At 65.3% G+C, this 15,742-nt stretch carries 16 protein-coding genes; 9 read left to right on the forward strand and 7 right to left on the reverse strand.

All coding sequences use genetic code 11. The features are described from left to right. Positions 1 to 68: 68 nt before the first annotated feature. Positions 69 to 779, forward strand: coding sequence for a dienelactone hydrolase family protein (locus DSM43276_RS17150; RefSeq protein ID WP_078330841.1), 711 nt, complete (start codon positions 69 to 71; stop codon positions 777 to 779). Then, positions 776 to 1,528, forward strand: coding sequence for a class I SAM-dependent methyltransferase (locus DSM43276_RS17155; protein WP_078330840.1), 753 nt, complete (start codon positions 776 to 778; stop codon positions 1,526 to 1,528). The genes DSM43276_RS17150 and DSM43276_RS17155 overlap by 4 nt, the downstream gene beginning before the upstream one ends. Here the strand turns inward: DSM43276_RS17155 and DSM43276_RS17160 are convergent. The 5 genes from DSM43276_RS17160 to DSM43276_RS17180 are packed head-to-tail and all read right to left on the reverse strand — an operon-like array spanning position 1,525 to position 5,987. Next, on the reverse strand, positions 1,525 to 2,913 hold the full coding sequence (locus DSM43276_RS17160; RefSeq protein ID WP_078330839.1) for a GntP family permease: 1,389 nt from the start codon (positions 2,911 to 2,913) through the stop codon (positions 1,525 to 1,527). The genes DSM43276_RS17155 and DSM43276_RS17160 overlap by 4 nt on opposite strands. Continuing rightward, complete coding sequence (locus DSM43276_RS17165) at positions 2,910 to 3,422, reverse strand: gluconokinase (protein ID WP_078330838.1); 513 nt, start codon at positions 3,420 to 3,422, stop codon at positions 2,910 to 2,912. The genes DSM43276_RS17160 and DSM43276_RS17165 overlap by 4 nt, the downstream gene beginning before the upstream one ends. After that, positions 3,422 to 4,684 carry an acyl-CoA dehydrogenase family protein gene (locus DSM43276_RS17170; RefSeq protein ID WP_078330837.1) on the reverse strand — a complete coding sequence of 421 codons (1,263 nt, stop codon included), beginning with the start codon at positions 4,682 to 4,684 and terminating at the stop codon, positions 3,422 to 3,424. Before DSM43276_RS17170 ends, DSM43276_RS17165 begins: the two co-directional genes overlap by 1 nt. A gap of 17 nt (positions 4,685 to 4,701) precedes the next feature. Continuing rightward, positions 4,702 to 5,733, reverse strand: coding sequence for a phosphotransferase family protein (locus DSM43276_RS17175; RefSeq protein WP_078330836.1), 1,032 nt, complete (start codon positions 5,731 to 5,733; stop codon positions 4,702 to 4,704). Continuing rightward, positions 5,733 to 5,987, reverse strand: a complete 255-nt coding sequence (locus tag DSM43276_RS17180; protein WP_078330835.1) for a hypothetical protein — start codon at positions 5,985 to 5,987, stop codon at positions 5,733 to 5,735. Before DSM43276_RS17180 ends, DSM43276_RS17175 begins: the two co-directional genes overlap by 1 nt. Positions 5,988 to 6,082: 95 nt before the next feature. On the opposite strand from DSM43276_RS17180, the gene DSM43276_RS17185 reads away from it, so the two are divergent. Both DSM43276_RS17185 and DSM43276_RS17190 read left to right on the forward strand, forming a co-directional pair. After that, positions 6,083 to 7,090, forward strand: a complete 1,008-nt coding sequence (locus DSM43276_RS17185; RefSeq protein WP_078330938.1) for an LLM class flavin-dependent oxidoreductase — start codon at positions 6,083 to 6,085, stop codon at positions 7,088 to 7,090. Between the two features lie 66 nt (positions 7,091 to 7,156). Further along, on the forward strand, positions 7,157 to 8,431 hold the full coding sequence (locus tag DSM43276_RS17190) for an HNH endonuclease signature motif containing protein (RefSeq protein WP_136629116.1): 1,275 nt from the start codon (positions 7,157 to 7,159) through the stop codon (positions 8,429 to 8,431). A 101-nt stretch (positions 8,432 to 8,532) separates the two neighbouring features. Here the strand turns inward: DSM43276_RS17190 and DSM43276_RS17195 are convergent, their stop codons facing one another. Further along, positions 8,533 to 10,050, reverse strand: coding sequence for a hypothetical protein (locus tag DSM43276_RS17195; protein ID WP_078327756.1), 1,518 nt, complete (start codon positions 10,048 to 10,050; stop codon positions 8,533 to 8,535). A gap of 99 nt (positions 10,051 to 10,149) precedes the next feature. On the opposite strand from DSM43276_RS17195, the gene DSM43276_RS17200 reads away from it, so the two are divergent. The 5 genes from DSM43276_RS17200 (at position 10,150) to DSM43276_RS17220 (ending at position 14,426) form a co-directional block, all read left to right on the forward strand. Continuing rightward, entirely contained in the window at positions 10,150 to 11,046 is an 897-nt protein-coding gene (locus DSM43276_RS17200; protein ID WP_078327643.1) for a sulfurtransferase, read from the forward strand. Next, complete coding sequence (locus tag DSM43276_RS17205; protein ID WP_078327644.1) at positions 11,043 to 11,453, forward strand: SufE family protein; 411 nt, start codon at positions 11,043 to 11,045, stop codon at positions 11,451 to 11,453. The genes DSM43276_RS17200 and DSM43276_RS17205 overlap by 4 nt, the downstream gene beginning before the upstream one ends. A 121-nt stretch (positions 11,454 to 11,574) precedes the next feature. Then, a complete protein-coding gene (locus tag DSM43276_RS17210; RefSeq protein WP_078327645.1) occupies positions 11,575 to 13,374 on the forward strand; it encodes an acetyl/propionyl/methylcrotonyl-CoA carboxylase subunit alpha in 1,800 nt (599 codons plus the stop codon). 83 nt (positions 13,375 to 13,457) lie between these two features. Next, the gene (locus tag DSM43276_RS17215) at positions 13,458 to 13,784 is read left to right on the forward strand and encodes a hypothetical protein (RefSeq protein ID WP_078327646.1); all 327 of its coding nucleotides are present in this window, start codon (positions 13,458 to 13,460) and stop codon (positions 13,782 to 13,784) included. Positions 13,785 to 13,835: 51 nt separating this feature from the next. Continuing rightward, on the forward strand, positions 13,836 to 14,426 hold the full coding sequence (locus DSM43276_RS17220) for an NADPH-dependent FMN reductase (RefSeq protein ID WP_030096859.1): 591 nt from the start codon (positions 13,836 to 13,838) through the stop codon (positions 14,424 to 14,426). Positions 14,427 to 14,436: 10 nt separating this feature from the next. On the opposite strand, the gene lat is transcribed toward DSM43276_RS17220, so the two are convergent. Next, complete coding sequence (gene lat, locus DSM43276_RS17225; protein WP_211196776.1) at positions 14,437 to 15,741, reverse strand: L-lysine 6-transaminase; 1,305 nt, start codon at positions 15,739 to 15,741, stop codon at positions 14,437 to 14,439. Between the last annotated feature and the right edge of the window lies 1 nt (position 15,742).

The following is a 15,742-nucleotide window of genomic DNA, read 5'->3' on the forward strand; positions in this document are numbered from 1 at the left end:
CCGCAGCCTACCTTTTCATTTAATTTGACGTCAGCGTTAAACAATTATGTCACGGAGGCCCGCCCGGCATGACCGACATCCGCATTCCGACCCCGAATGGCGAGATCAGCGCCATCCTGGAGACACCCGACGGCGACGGACCCTGGCCGTCGATCATCGTGCTCCACGACATCAACGGCTCGACTCCAGACCTGCGCCGCATCACCAAGAATGTCGCCTCGAACGGCTACGTGGCGCTGGCACCCGATCTGTACTCGCGCGGCCGGATCCGTTGTATCACTAGGGTCTTGACCAATCTCGCCGCTCGTCGCGGGCGGGCCGTCGAGGAGGTGCTGGCCGCCCGTGACTACGCCCAAACGTTGCCGTACACCACCTCTTCGGTGGGAGTGGCCGGCTTCTGCATGGGCGGCGGATTCGCGATGATCACCGCGACCGAGGGATTCGATGCCGCCGCACCCTTCTACGGTGCGATGCCCGGTCCCTACGGAGACCACTTCGAGGGATCGTGCCCCATCGTCGCGAGCCTGGGCACGCGGGACCCGTTCGTCATCCGGGGTGAGCCCCGGTTGCGCAAGGCGCTGGAAGCTCACGGTATTGAGCACGACATCAAGAAGTACGACGCGGGCCACAGTTTCGCCAACCAACTGCCCATGCAACCGCTGATGCGGATCGCCGGATTCGGATACTCCCCCGAAGCCGAAGCAGACGCATGGCAACGGGTCTACACGTTCTTCGCTCAGCACCTTCGCGAGGACGACCGGCTACAGGAGGCTCGATGACGACCACGACGACACCGGACCGAATTCGCGAGCTGATCCGGCCCGACGCGCTCGGCGGTGATGCGCACTCGTCGGCCGGATACCTGGATCTACTCCCGCCGCCCTCGGACCAGCCCCAGCGCGGCGCACAGCGCGCCATGAACAATCCCGTGGTCGCCGCGGTCTATGAAGGGCCGTGGCGCTGGGGGCAGACGGTGCTCTACACCGGCATCACCCCGGCCGCCGAACGACGCCGCGCGGCAGAGTCGCTGCGGCTCAACGGGGCCCACAAGCTGCTCGATGTTGCCTGCGGGCCCGGAAACTTCACCAAGTATCTGGGACAGCACCTGGATCCCGACGCAGTGGCGGTCGGGCTGGATTTCTCTGAGCCCATGCTACGGCGCGCGGTCCGGACCAATGCGGCCGACGGTGTTGGCTACCTGCGTGCGGACGCGCGCACTCTGCCGTTCGATGACGGGAGCTTTGATGCGGTGTGCTGTTTTGCCGCACTATATTTGGTACCTGAACCGTTCAAGGTTCTCGACGAGATGGTTCGGGTACTGGCACCGGGCGGCCGTATCGCGGTCATGACCAGCTGCACGCGCGGCCCCGCGCTGGTCCGGTCGACATCCGTCAAACTGGCGGCCCTCGGCGGACTGCACGGATTCGACCGGTCCGACATCACGTCCGTGTTGCGGGACGCGGGATTTCGGGACATCGAGCAGGAAGTCCGGGGCTTATCACAATTCGTGAGTGCGACAAAGAGTTAGACAAAGGCGCTCAGCAGCAGCACCATCGCGAATCCGACGACCGAAATCACCGTTTCCATCACCGACCACGATTTCAGGGTCTGACCCACCGTCATCCCGAAATACTCTTTCACCAACCAGAATCCGGCATCATTCACGTGGGAGAAGAACAGCGACCCAGCGCCTATCGCGAGCACCAACAACGCTACGTGTGCGGTAGACATGTCCGCCGCGAGCGGGGAGACAATGCCGGCGGCGGTGATGGTTGCCACCGTGGCGGATCCGGTGGCCAACCGGATCAGCACCGCGATAAGCCATCCCAGCACCAGCGCGGGGATCTGCCATTTCTCTGACCAGGTGCTCACGGCGTCCCCGACACCCACATCAATGAGGGTCTGTTTGAATCCCCCTCCGGCACCGACAATGAAGACGATCCCCGCGATGGGGCCGAGTGACTTCTCGATGACTCCCGAGACACCCATGCGGTCGAGACCCGAAGCCCTCCCCAAGGTCACCATCGCCACCAGGGTCGCCGCCAACAGCGCCATCAGTGGCGTGCCGGCGGTGTCGAAAATCCTCTGCACCAATGATTTCGGATTGTCGATCACCACATCGGAGAGTGCCTTCGCCAACATCAGCGCCACCGGAAGCAAGATTGTGGCCACCACCGCGACAACACTCGGAGCGGGCCCCTTGCGTTCGACCTCGGGCGCCGTCGCGGTGGGGATCTTCAATGGCCCCACCCAGCGTTCCGCGACCCGCGCATAGAGAGGCCCCGCAACAATCAAGGTGGGCACCGCCGCCAGCAGACCAAACGCCAGGGTGACACCCAAATCCGCCTTCAGCGCGTCCACCGCCACCAAGGGACCCGGGTGCGGCGGAACCAGTCCGTGTAAGACGGAAAGGCCCGCCAGCGCGGGAATACCCACCCGGAGCAGTGGCACATTTCCCCGGCGTGCCACCAAAAGCACGATCGGAATCAGCAGCACCACACCCACTTCGAAGAACAACGGCAGCCCCAGCACTGCCGCGATCAGGGCCACCGCCCAGGGCAGCATGCGCGGGCTGGACCGCGCGAGCACAGCATCGGCGACGATATTGGCACCACCGGAATCGGCTAGCAGCCGACCGAGCATCGCCCCCAAACCGATGAGTAATCCCACACCGGCAATGGTCGAGCCGAATCCTGTGACAAAGGATCCCAGCAGTTTGTCGAACGGAACGCTCGCAACGGCGGCCAGGGTCCCCGATCCCAGCAGCAGCGCCAGGAACGGATGCAGCTTGAGCCGGGTGATGAGCAGGATGATCACGCCGATGCTCAGCATCACCGCAGCGAGTAGCCGAACGTCGCTCGTGGTGTGCGGGACCTTCGCCGGCTCGGCCAGCAGAAGCAGGTTGGCGTTCATGCGCCGAGCTGCCTCAACGCTTCCGCTACCAGTTCCTCTGGCCCGATCCCCACATCCAGTACGACGCCCTTCTCATCGGGCTGCAATGGTTCGAGAATCTCGAACTGCGAATCCAGCAACGACGTCGGCATGAAATGCCCTGCACGATGTGACATTCGGTCACCGATGAGCGCCCGGTCGCCGGACAGGTGCACGAAGAAGGCATCCGGATATCCGGCACGGAGAACATCGCGGTATCGGCGTTTGAGCGCAGAGCAGGTCACCACCCCGCCGGACTCCTCCCGTCCGCGCTCCGACAACCATTCGGCGATCCGCTGCAGCCACGGCCATCGATCGGAGTCGTCCAGCGGGATGCCGGCCGACATCTTGGCGATGTTCGCTTCCGGATGGAAGTCATCCCCCTCTGCGCAGGGCGCACCGAGGTGCTGTGCCAAGGCCTGCGCCACGGTCGATTTGCCAACTCCTGCCACACCCATGACCACCACAACGGGTGGAGACGTTTCGGCCACTAGACCCCCTTGGGCGCCTTCTGATTCATGAAGCCGAACATATACCCGGCCACCCGGCGCATCTGAATCTCCTCGGCGCCCTCGGTGATCCGGTACCGCCGGTGATGGCGGTAGATGTGTTCGAACGGCATATGGCGCGAGTACCCCATCCCGCCATGGACCTGCATGGCGCGATCAGCGGCCTCGCAACACAACCGGTTTGCGACGTAATTGCACATCGAGACCTGCTCGGAAACCGAGAACGGACCATAGGTGTCCATGGACCAGGCCGTCTTGTGGATCAACGCGCGCAACATCTCACACTGAGTCTGCAGCTCGACCAGGGGGAACTGGATCGCTTGGTTCGATGCCAGCGGTTTTCCAAAGGGCTTGCGCTCCTTGGCATATTCGACAGATCGGTCGATGCAGAATTGCGCCGCACCCAGGCTGGAGGCGGCCTGCCGGATCCGATTCTCGTTGAAGAAGTGCTGCACCACACCCAGACCGCGTCCCTCTCCGCCGAAGATCGCCGAGTCGGGAACCCGTACCTCGGTCAGCGAGATGCGGGCGTGATCGGTCGGCATGTTGAAGGTCCAGAGGTACTCCTCGACCTTGAAGCCGGGCGCGTCCGCGGGCACCAGGAATGCGGTGATACCCCGTCCGTCACCGGGATCACCTGAGGTACGGGCGAATATCAGGTCGGCATCGGCGATGTGCACACCGGTGTTCCACGTCTTTTCGCCATTGATAACCCAGCTGTCGCCATCGCGCACCGCTCGGGTTTCCATATGGGTGGCATCGGAGCCGTGTTCGGGCTCGGTGATACCGAACGCGAAAAACTTGGTGCCGCTGGCGAGTCCCTCCACCCATTCGGCCTTCTGGTCCGCCGAGCCGTACTCCAGCATGAGTAGCAGCCCCACATTGTTGCCGACGATGGCGTGCTCGTTCTGCAGGTCACAGTGCAGTCCGAGGCCGCGTCGTGCCAGGTGCTCGCGAATGACCGCCATACCCAGGTTGGACCCGTCACGTCCGCCGAACTCCGCGGGGAACGGGTACCGAAGGTGACCCGCGGCATCGGCACGCCGACGTGCCTCACCGAGCAGTGCTTCCCACTGTCCGTTGGGCAGACCGCCACGGTCCCAATCGGTCCGGGAGTCTTCCCGCCGGTGATCGAAGAACCGGATGTTGTCATCGGACTCTTCGAGCGGCACTATCTCGCGGCCGATGAACTCGTCGAGTTCGGCGAGATAGTCGACGAGCTCGGGCGGCAGTTCGAAATTCATCTGGTTCCTTCCGGTGCCTATGGCTCTATCGATGGCTTCGTCAACATCAGCAAGTCCCACTCGATCTCGGGTATCCGGCGGCCGCTGGCGGCCATCACGATGTCCCGCACGCTCCCGTCTAGATACGACTTCGCTTGCGCGGCAAGACCCACGCCCCACCACAGGGTGCCCAGCACCTTCCACCACTGGAATCGGTCGACGTGGAATATTCCACCGGTGTTCTCGTACGCGCGCACAAACACGTCACGGCCCGCGAACCCGCCGAACTCACGCTCGTCCTCACCGAACCGCCACATCCGCAGGGCTGTCCAGGCCACATCCCGCATGGGATCCCCGAAGCGCGTGGTGCCCTCCCAGTCCAGCACGGCACGCAACCCGTCCTCGCCGACGATGACATTGCCGTTGCGAATATCTGTGTGTACCAGACACCGCTGCGCCGGAGGACCGGGCATGCGCTCGGTCAACCAGGACAGCGTGCGCTGAAACACCGGGCGATCTGGGAGTAACGCCGCCACCCCCTCGCGCATCTGCTCCAACAGGACAACCGCGGGCTCGGCCTCCGGGTTGCCGGGTAGGTCGGGCGGGGCCATCGCCGGATCGATCCCGTGCAGCCGTCCCATGGCCGCACCGAGTTGGTCCGCCACCAGATTGCCGATCCCCGCCGATTGCACCAGCCGAAGCACCTTGCGCGGTACCGTCTCCCCCTCGATGCGTTCGGAGATCATGAAGGGCGAACCGAGATACGAGGATTCGGAACAGACACCGCGAACCCGGGGCACCGGAACGCCGTGGCTGCGCGCCAGCTCACGCACCCCGGCCTCACTGCTCACCGGAACCTGCTGCACGACCGCGGGCACAATCGTCGCCACCAGTTCGAGGGTTTCCCCCCCGGAAGTGGCGTCCAGCAGCACATTTCGCCGCCGTGCACCAGCGGATACGCCGACCACACCGGACACTTCAAATTTCTTGCCGAACTCGTCCTCTAGATAGCGGGTCAGCCCGTCGCTCAGATCGGTCCCCGCCCGATGCTCATCCCCCGGAGACCTCATCACTGCCCCTCCCAAGCGTCGTACCCGGGTTTGACGACCGCGAGGTCTGCGCGTACCGCCTCGACCAGATCGTCCCACGAAGGGTCCTCGGCAGGCGGTGCCGCAGGCACGGTCAGTTCTCGCTGCAGAATCCTGGCGATGTTGGCACCAACGCGGGCGCGATGCACCGAAGATGAGGGCAGCTCGGATTGGAGATCGTCGAACAGTTCGGCGAGCGCACCCGCCAGTTCCGCTGCGGTCGGAATGTAGGGCACCAACCGTTTGTACCTTCTATGGTGCGTCCCTCGCGGGAATAGCGGAGAACCACCAGGAGTTGCTGTAGATCGTGGATGAGCCGCTCGCGCGAAGACTGTCAGACACAGCGAGACAGGTATCGATTCTGGACCTGGCGCGTGTGGCGCCGGACGAGACCGTGGCCGAGAGCTTCGCCGCTAGCGTCGAGATCGCACGGCACGCCGAAGCGCTGGGGTTTCACCGCGTCTGGTACGCCGAGCACCACAACATGCGGTCCATTGCCTCATCGGCGACGAGCGTGCTGATCGGGCACGTGGCCACCCAAACGTCGACCATCCGACTGGGCGCCGGCGGCATCATGCTGCCCAACCACTCGCCGTTGCAGATCGCCGAGCAGTTCGGCACCCTGGAGACCCTGCACCCGGGACGCATCGACCTCGGCCTCGGCCGAGCCCCCGGGACGGACCAAGTGACTCTCCGCGCGTTGCGGCACTCCCCCGCCGACGCCGAGCACTTCCCACAGGACGTCATCGAGCTGCAGGCATATCTGGGCGAGCAGAGTCGGGTCCCGGGTGTCACCGCAACGCCGGGACGCGGCACGCATGTGCCGCTCTACATCCTCGGCTCCTCGCTGTTCGGCGCGAAGCTGGCGGCGGTATTGGGCCTGCCCTATGGTTTCGCTTCGCATTTCGCGCCGCCGGCGCTGCAGGATGCAGTCGCGCTCTACCGGCGGGAGTTCCAGCCGTCTGAGCAGTTGCAGGAGTCGTATGTCATCGCGGGGGTCAATGTGATTGCCGCGGACGACGAAGCCACCGCGCAGGAGCAGCATCGCGCGGCACTGATCGAACGCGCCAAGCTTTTCCTGCATCGCAGCGGCGGCCCCCGCCTCACCGACGACGAGGCCCTCGCCGCGCTCGAGTCCCCTGCTGGACAACAGATTCAGGCGATGACGAAGTACTTCGCCGTCGGGACACCTGACCATGTGGGCGCATACCTGGACGACTTTGCGCAGCTGGCCGACGCCGACGAGCTCATCGTGGTGCCCAACGCGCCCGACCGGAAACTGCAGCTGAGGTCGTTGGAGATCGTGGCCGAGGTCAGCGGGCTGACACCGCGCGACTGAATTCACTTCTGTCACAGCTGTTTCAGGGTGCGGCTACGTGTCGGTGGGCACGGTTAGTATTCGAACATGAGTTCGATCGCAGTGTTGGAGGCGGCAGTTGATGCCTTCTGCGTTGAGTCGATTCGGGAGCTGACTGCCGCTGAGGCGTTGACGGTGCTGGCCCGTGTGGAGGTGGTGCAGCGTCGGTTGTCCGCCCATGGGTTGGGGCTGGTGCCGAGGGTGACGTCGCAGGCCTCGCCGGTCGAGCTCGGTGGCACTTCTTATGCGGATGTGATTGCGCGGCGGTTGCATATCGGTAAGGGGGCGGCCCGGCGCCGGATCGCCGATGCCGAGCAGTTGGCGCCGCGGCGGGCGTTGACCAGTGAGGTGCTGGCACCGCAGCTGCCGAATGTCGCCGCCGCGCTATCTCGCGGCGATATCGGGGACGAGCATGTGCGGATCATCCGCACATTCTTTGATCGGCTGCCGGTGGTGGTGGATGCACCGACCCGCCAGGGCGCCGAACAACAACTAGCCCAGATGGCCGTCCGGTTTGGGCCCGAGGCACTGCGTATCGGTGCCGACCGCATGATGGCCCTGTTGAACCCGGATGGTGAGTTCTGCGATGTGGATCGGGCGCGGCGGCGCGGAGTCACGATCGGGCAGCAGGGCTTTGACGGCATGTCACCCATCAGCGGCCTACTGGATCCGGAGACGCGCGCCTATCTGGATGCAGTGTTCGCCAAACTAGCTGCACCCGGCATGTGCAACCCGGTCGACCAGAGCCCTCTCGTGGACGGGGAGCCCAACCCGGAAGCCGCCGAACACGACCACCGCTCGGGTGCCCAACGCCACCACGACGCACTACGTACCTGCCTGCGCGCCACCCTGGCCTCCGGGCAGCTCGGCTCACACCACGGTTTACCGGTCACCGTCGTGGTCACCACCACCCTGGCCGAGCTCGAAGGCGCCGCGGGCATAGCGGTCACCGGCGCCGGCACCAGGCTGCCGGTGCGTGATGTGATCCGCATGGCCGCCCACGCCCACCACTACCTGACGATTTTCGATGATGACGGCCGACCGTTGTATCTGGGACGTTCTAAACGCATCGCATCGGCAGATCAGCGGATTGTGTTGCACGCCCAAGACCGCGGCTGCACCCACCCCGACTGCCACGTGCCCGGATACCTGTGCGAAGTCCACCACATCACCGAATGGGCCGACGGTGGCCCCACCAACATCGACAACCTCACCTTCGCCTGCGGCCCCCACCACCGCCTCCTCAACCACGGCTGGACCACCCAAAAACACCAAGACGGCACCACCCAATGGATACCCCCACCACAACTGGTTCGGGCGTAGCGTCCGACCAGCTCCGCCCGGTTCCGGTCGACCCACTTCTCTAGTGGCTCCAGGGCGGCGCTCATCGACGCCAGCGACGCACGCGCCGAGACCGTCACCAGTTACCGGCTGATACGCGGTGACTGATCGGGCCGCGCCGTGAGATACGCCCTCGACAACGCGAGGGCGGCCACCACCACGACGACCAATACGTACACCGGTAGCAGGTGCTCGACATGCGTGTACCCGATGGCGAAATGAATGCCCAAGACCGGCACGGTGCCGAACGCACATCCGATCAGCAATGACCACCACACCCAGCGCTCGCCGCGGCGCCAGCCCCACAGGCTGATCAGGAGCACCGCTAGCCCGGCGCCCATCAACGCACCACCGAAACCCGCACGGTCGTGCGCGATGAAGGACGGCAAATGCTGGTTGGCGGTATGCAGCGCCTCAGAGCTGGTACCCAGGAAATCGAGATCGGTGGGGACGAAAACCGATGTCAGCCCGACTGTCGAAATCACCGCTCCGGCAACGAACAACCCACCGCCCACACCGATCATGAGTAGCTGTCCCCACAGCGCGCGCCGCCGCTCCGATTCGGGCCCTTCCACGATGGGCGGCCAACACGGGGCCGCGGGCGCACGCCACACGGCGAGCAGCAGCAGGGGGAACAACCCGACAACGACGAGCGTGTGCAGTGGCTCGAGAAAACCCGTCACCAGGAAATAGAAGTACGTCAGGAACGCGACCAGCCCGGACATCAACAGCGCGTTACGGGCCCAGCGGTGCCCTTCCCTGATCCCACCCCAGGCCAACCCCAGATACAGAACACCGATACCAATCATGTTGCCCGCCATGGTGAGCCGGTCATGCTGCAGAAACCCGACCAGATGATGGTTCACGCCGTGCAGGCCGTCCACCGAAAGTCCGAGGTAGTCGCGGTCGTACCACAGCAGCACGGGACCCAAAGAGATGGCGGCCGCCCCGATACCCGCGACAATCAGACCGAGCCCAACCAGCGCACCCCATATCCACGCGGGCCATCCGCGCGGATCGAACCCGATATCGCGCAATGCCTTTGGAGGTGCGGTCGGCGTGGCGGCCTCGATCACCCGGCTGAACCAGCCCGGCCCGGCGGCGATCAAGACCGCCGGTGTGGCGAGCACCGTCACCGCGGGGTCCTCCAACACGCGCACCGCGGCGTCCATCGAGGGTTCGGTCAGTCGCACCGTCCCGGCCTCCCCGGGCCAGGACACCGCGTCGACGAAGGGCGCCACCGCATCGGCCACCTCGGTAGTAGTCACGAGCGCGATGACCCGGCACCTGCGATCTGCGGCCGCGCGCCGCACCGTGTCCACGTCGGCGGCACTCATCGGTCCGATCTCAACGACACCGGCTCCCTGTACGGGCAACACCGCGACGGCCTCGCGGGCGATCGAGGGCGGCACCGTCGCCCCGAACCGGCCCTGCCACTGCGACGGAACGGCCGGGTGGTCGAACACCCAGGGAATCCAGCGCCGCCCTCCCATACGCGTCACGACCGCCGCCAGGACCTTCATCGCCCAGATTCGTGTCCTGCGTTCACCGAGAACGGACGACGCGATGGGGCTCAGCGGGTGGTATGTCCAGTCCGGCATGGGCGAATTCTCGCACCGCGACCAGCAACGCACCGCGGATCTGAACTCGGTATACAACTCGATGAGCCGACCACCCTCGAACGCGACTAGGCTCACAACGTGACCCTCCCGGCCGACCCCGCACCTGAATTCGCCGCCTACGCCCACCCCGAACGCCTCGTCTCCGCCGACTGGCTTTCCGGGCACCTAGGCACCCCCGGACTGTCCATCGTGGAGTCCGACGAGGACGTTCTGCTCTACGACATTGGGCACGTCCCCGGCGCGGTGAAGATCGACTGGCACGTCGACCTGAACGACGGCACGGTCCGCGACTACATCGACGGCGTGCAGTTCGCAGAGCTCATGAACCGCAAGGGGATCCGCCGCGAGGACACGGTTGTCATCTACGGCGACAAGTCCAACTGGTGGGCCGCCTACGCACTCTGGGTGTTCACGCTGTTCGGTCACCCCGACGTCCGGCTTCTGGACGGCGGGCGTGATCTGTGGATCTCCGAGGGACGCGACACCACGCTCGATGTTCCGGCGAAGTACACCGAGGGCTACCCCGTGGTGGAGCGCGACGACGCCCCGATTCGCGCGTACGCCGACGACGTACTGGTCCACCTCGGACAGGGACCGCTGGTCGATGTGCGTTCTCCTGCCGAATACACCGGCGAACGCACCCACATGCCCGATTACCCGGAAGAGGGCGCGCTACGCGGAGGGCACATCCCCACTGCCGTCTCGATCCCCTGGGCCAAAGCCGCAGCGGACGACAGCAGGTTCCGGCGCCGCGCCGAACTCGACGCCATCTACGGCGATGTCATCGCCGCTGACGGTGACATCGTCGCCTACTGCCGCATCGGCGAACGTTCCAGCCACACCTGGTTCGTCCTCACCTACCTGCTCGGCGTCGAGGGTGTGCGCAACTACGACGGATCGTGGACCGAATGGGGCAACCGGGTCCGCACGCCGATCGTCAAGGGCGACAAACCAGGCGCACCCCCTGCAGCATGAGCCTCCCCGCCGAACTCGCCGAGATCGTCGCCGATTTCAAGGCCGTCGACGGACAGGACAAGCTGCGGTTGTTGTTGGAGTTCTCCGCCGAATTACCTGAGTTGCCATCGCATTTGGAGCAGGCGGCGATGGAGCCGGTGCCGGAATGCCAGTCACCGCTGTTCCTGGACGTCGACGCCACTGACCGCGGCGGCGTGCGGCTCTACTTCAGCGCGCCCGCCGAGGCCCCGACGACGCGCGGGTTCGCCTCGATCCTGCATCAGGGTCTGGATGGCCAGTCCGCGGAAGCAATCCTGGCGGTCCCCGACGACTTCTATGCGGATCTCGGATTGGCGGCGCTGATCAGCCCGCTGCGGCTGCGGGGAATGTCGGCGATGCTGGCGCGTATCAAACGACGACTGTCCTGAACCTACTCATCAGTAGGTAAAAACTTGGGGCGGCACACCCCATCCCGGATGTGTGTTTGATGCCACGGATGCATAAACTCACTGCCGAGACTCTAAGAAAGCACTAAAACCAGGAGGCCAGGTGCCCAATCACGCCAGCTCGAAGATCAGCAAGGTACTCGTCGCCAACCGCGGTGAGATTGCGGTCCGGGTTATCCGCGCGGCGAAGGATGCTGGACTGGGCAGCGTCGCGATCTACGCCGAGCCCGACGCCGACGCACCCCACGTTCACCTGGCCGACGAGGCCTTCGGTATCGGCGGTAACACCGCCGCCGAGTCCTACCTGGACTTCGGCAAGATCCTGGAGGCCGCCGAGAAGTCCGGCGCCAACGCCATCCACCCCGGTTACGGCTTCCTCTCCGAGAACGCCGACTTCGCCCAGGCCGTCATCGACGCCGGGCTGATCTGGATCGGGCCCAGCCCGCAGTCCATTCGTGACCTCGGCGACAAGGTGACCGCCCGCCACATCGCGGCCCGGGCGCAGGCCCCGCTGGTCCCCGGTACCGCGGACCCCGTCAAGGACGCCGGCGAGGTCGTCGCCTTCGCCAAGGAGCACGGTCTACCGATCGCCATCAAGGCGGCATTCGGTGGCGGTGGCCGCGGCATGAAGGTGGCCCGCACCCTTGAAGAGGTACCCGAGCTGTTCGAGTCCGCCACCCGTGAGGCCGTCGCCGCCTTCGGTCGTGGTGAGTGCTTCGTGGAGCGCTACCTGGACAAGCCGCGCCACGTCGAGGCCCAGGTCATCGCCGACCAGCACGGCAACGTCATCGTCGCCGGTACCCGCGACTGCTCGCTGCAACGCCGCTTCCAGAAGCTGGTCGAGGAGGCGCCCGCGCCGTTCCTCACCGACGCGCAGCGCAAGGAGATCCACGAGTCCGCCAAGCGCATCTGCAAGGAGGCCGGTTACTACGGTGCCGGCACCGTCGAATACCTGGTGGGCCAGGACGGCCTGATCTCGTTCCTCGAGGTCAACACCCGCCTTCAGGTGGAACACCCGGTCACCGAGGAGACCGCCGGCGTCGATCTGGTGCTCGAGCAGTTCAAGATCGCCAACGGTGAGGCCCTTGAGTTCACCGAGGACCCCGCGCCGCGCGGCCACTCGATCGAGTTCCGCATCAACGGCGAGGACGCCGGTCGCAACTTCCTGCCGGCTCCCGGCCCGGTCAAGGTCTACGACACCCCCACCGGCCCCGGCGTGCGCCTGGACTCGGGCGTGCAGGCCGGTTCGGTGATCGGCGGACAGTTCGACTCGATGCTCGCCAAGCTGATCGTCACCGGTCGCGACCGCAATGAGGCGCTGGCACGCTCGCGTCGCGCCCTGGCCGAGTTCAACGTCGAGGGCCTGGCCACCGTCATCCCGTTCCACCGCGCAGTGGTGTCCGATCCCGCCTTCATCGGCGACGAAGACGGCTTCACGGTGCACACCCGCTGGATCGAGACCGAGTGGGATAACACCGTCGAGCCGTTCACTGCCGACGCCGCCGACGACGAAGCGGACGAGGCTCTGCCCCGCCAGAAGCTGGTCGTGGAGGTTGGCGGCCGTCGTCTCGAGGTATCGCTGCCCGGCGACATTTCGCTCGGTGGTGGAGGCGGTGGCGCCGCGAACGGTGTCATCCGCAAGAAGCCCAAGGCCCGCAAGCGTGGTGGCCACGGCTCCGGCGCCGCCACCGGCGACTCGGTGACGGCTCCGATGCAGGGCACCGTCGTGAAGGTCGCCGTGGAAGAGGGCCAGGAGGTCGAGGCCGGCGAGCTGATCGTGGTGCTGGAGGCCATGAAGATGGAAAACCCCGTCACCGCACACAAGGCCGGCACCATCACCGGATTGAGCGTCGAGGCCGGTGCCGCCATCACCCAGGGCACGGTCATCGCAGAGATCAAGTAGGACTTTGTCGCCGAGCGTGAAGCTGTGGCGGGATTCTCACCGAATTGCCGCCATGGTTTCACGCTCGACGCATTTCTAGACTCATGGAACCCATCGAGATCAACGCGGGCGCGTGGTACTTGCGCGCCCTGCGCGCCGACGAACGCTTGGACGACCGTCCGGCACTGACATCGCTCGGTGTCGACGACGCCGAATACGTGACCGCACGCACCGCCGACTGGGACTCCGATCGCCTCTACAGCTGGGCCGTCTGCGAACCCACCACCGCCGAGATGGTCGCCGAGGTGCGGCTTGATCCGGACACCGGAACCATTGAGTCGCGGGCGCGCACCGACTACCCCGGCGCACCGAGCGCTGAGCAGGAAGCCGTCGCGGCGGTACGGCGTTTCGCTGACGCGATGCTCGCGTGACGGAAAGAATCCCCTTGACCTCGAGTGCACTTTAGGTACGACGATGGGCGCGTGAACACGTCAACCACCCCGCTGCGTCTCGCCGTGATCTGCGCCAGTACGCGTGACGGTCGGTTCGGCCCCACCGTGGCGAATTGGATCGCAGAAAAGGCCCGGCATCATCCGTCGTTCCAGGCCGGCTACATCGACCTCGCGGAGTACCCACTGCCCCTTCACCTTTCCCGGAGAGAGGGGGCGGAAGGCACCGCCCAGCTCGCCAAGGTGACGGCTCGGCTGCGTATCGCCGACGCCTTCCTCGTGGTCACTCCGGAGTACAACCACAGCTTTCCTGCCCCGCTGAAGAACCTGATCGATTGGCATCACAGCGAATGGCAGGCCAAGCCGGTCGGATTCACCTCATACGGCGGTATGTCTGGCGGATTGCGCGCCATCGAGCAGCTGCGGCTGGTGTTCGCAGAGCTGCACGCCGTAACCACCCGGGATGTGGTGAGTTTCCATGGCGTGTGGAGCCAGTTCGACGATGCCGGCCGGCTTGTCGATAGCCGCGACGCCGAAACAGCCGCCAAGACGATGCTCGACGAGCTGGCGTGGTGGGGTTCCGCGCTGCGGACAGCGCGTGAGCACTCCCCCTACGCGTGGTGAGACCCGATGCCTAGTGAGACTGTGCGAGCACCCTCGATACCGCGGCCACCGCAGCGTCGATCTCCTCGGCGCTGATAATCAGCGGTGGACGGAACCGCACGCTGTTCTCGCCGCTGGGCAACAGGATCACGTGCTCCTGCGACCATAGGCGCTGCACCAGGCGATCGCGCTCCTCGGAGCTCGGCAGACTGAACGCACACATCAACCCGCGGCCCCGCACATCGCTGACCTCATCGTGCCGCAGCGCGAGGGTCTGCAGGCGGTCGAGCAGATACTCGCCCATCCGCGCCGCGTTGCCGAAAAGCCGCTGCGACTCAATCAATTCCAGAATGCGGCGGGAGCGCACCATGTCGACCAGGTTTCCACCCCAGGTGGAGTTGATACGCGAGCTGACGGCGAAGACATTGTCGGCCACCTCGTCAACGCGACCACCCGCCATGACCCCACACACCTGCGTCTTCTTCCCAAAGGCGATGACGTCGGGGATCACGCCCAGCTGTTGGAAGGCCCAGGCCGTTCCGGTAAGTCCGCACCCGGTTTGCACCTCGTCGAAGACGAACAGGGCGTCATTTTCGTGACACAGGGCACGCATGGCGTGGAAGAACTCCGGACGGAAATGGTGATCTCCGCCCTCTCCCTGGATCGGCTCGGCGATGAAACATGCGATGTCGTGCGGATTTTCGGCGAACGCGCGACGCGCCTGCGCCAGTGCCGCAGCCTCCAGCTCATCGATATCGGCATCGGCATCGGGGCGCAAGTACGGTGCATCGATTCGCGGCCAGTCGAACTTGGGGAAGCGCGCCACCTTGTTGGGGTCGGTGTTCGTCAGTGACATGGTGTATCCGCTGCGACCGTGGAAGGCCTCCCGCAGATGTAACACCTTGGTACCCAAGGCCGGATCGATTCCGTGTGCCTCGTTCCAGCGGCTCTTCCAGTCGAAGGCGACCTTCAACGCGTTCTCGACGGCCAGTGCGCCGCCGTCGACGAAGAACAGGTGCGGAAGCGCCGGATCACCGAGCACGCGCGCGAATGTCTCCACGAACCGGGCCATCTCGACGGTGTAGATATCCGAATTGCTCGGCTTGTTGATGGCGGCCCGGGTCAGTTCGGCACGGAATTCGGCATCCTCGGCAAGCATCGGGTGATTCATGCCCAGCGCCGACGAGGCGAAGAATGTGAACATGTCGAGATAGGTGGTCCCGTCACGCGCATCCACCAGGTGCGCCCCACGCGAACGCTCCAGGTCGAGTACGAGGTCCATTCCGTCGGCCAGAATGCTGCGCCGCAGCACCTCATGCACCCGGTCCGGTGTCACC

It is taken from the genome of Mycobacteroides salmoniphilum (assembly GCF_004924335.1).
Classification (GTDB): Bacteria; Actinomycetota; Actinomycetes; order Mycobacteriales; family Mycobacteriaceae; genus Mycobacterium; species Mycobacterium salmoniphilum.

Bases quoted from the DNA above. Each gene is read 5' to 3' on its own strand.
- DSM43276_RS17150 (WP_078330841.1), top strand. From the start codon at position 69: ATGACCGACATCCGCATTCCGACCCCGAATGGCGAGATCAGCGCCATC.
- DSM43276_RS17155 (WP_078330840.1), top strand. From the start codon at position 776: ATGACGACCACGACGACACCGGACCGAATTCGCGAGCTGATCCGGCCC.
- DSM43276_RS17215 (WP_078327646.1), top strand. From the start codon at position 13,458: ATGGAACCCATCGAGATCAACGCGGGCGCGTGGTACTTGCGCGCCCTG.
- DSM43276_RS17205 (WP_078327644.1), top strand. From the start codon at position 11,043: ATGAGCCTCCCCGCCGAACTCGCCGAGATCGTCGCCGATTTCAAGGCC.
- DSM43276_RS17175 (WP_078330836.1), bottom strand. From the start codon at position 5,733: ATGAGGTCTCCGGGGGATGAGCATCGGGCGGGGACCGATCTGAGCGAC.
- DSM43276_RS17190 (WP_136629116.1), top strand. From the start codon at position 7,157: ATGAGTTCGATCGCAGTGTTGGAGGCGGCAGTTGATGCCTTCTGCGTT.
- DSM43276_RS17170 (WP_078330837.1), bottom strand. From the start codon at position 4,684: ATGAATTTCGAACTGCCGCCCGAGCTCGTCGACTATCTCGCCGAACTC.
- DSM43276_RS17160 (WP_078330839.1), bottom strand. From the start codon at position 2,913: ATGAACGCCAACCTGCTTCTGCTGGCCGAGCCGGCGAAGGTCCCGCAC.
- DSM43276_RS17195 (WP_078327756.1), bottom strand. From the start codon at position 10,050: ATGCCGGACTGGACATACCACCCGCTGAGCCCCATCGCGTCGTCCGTT.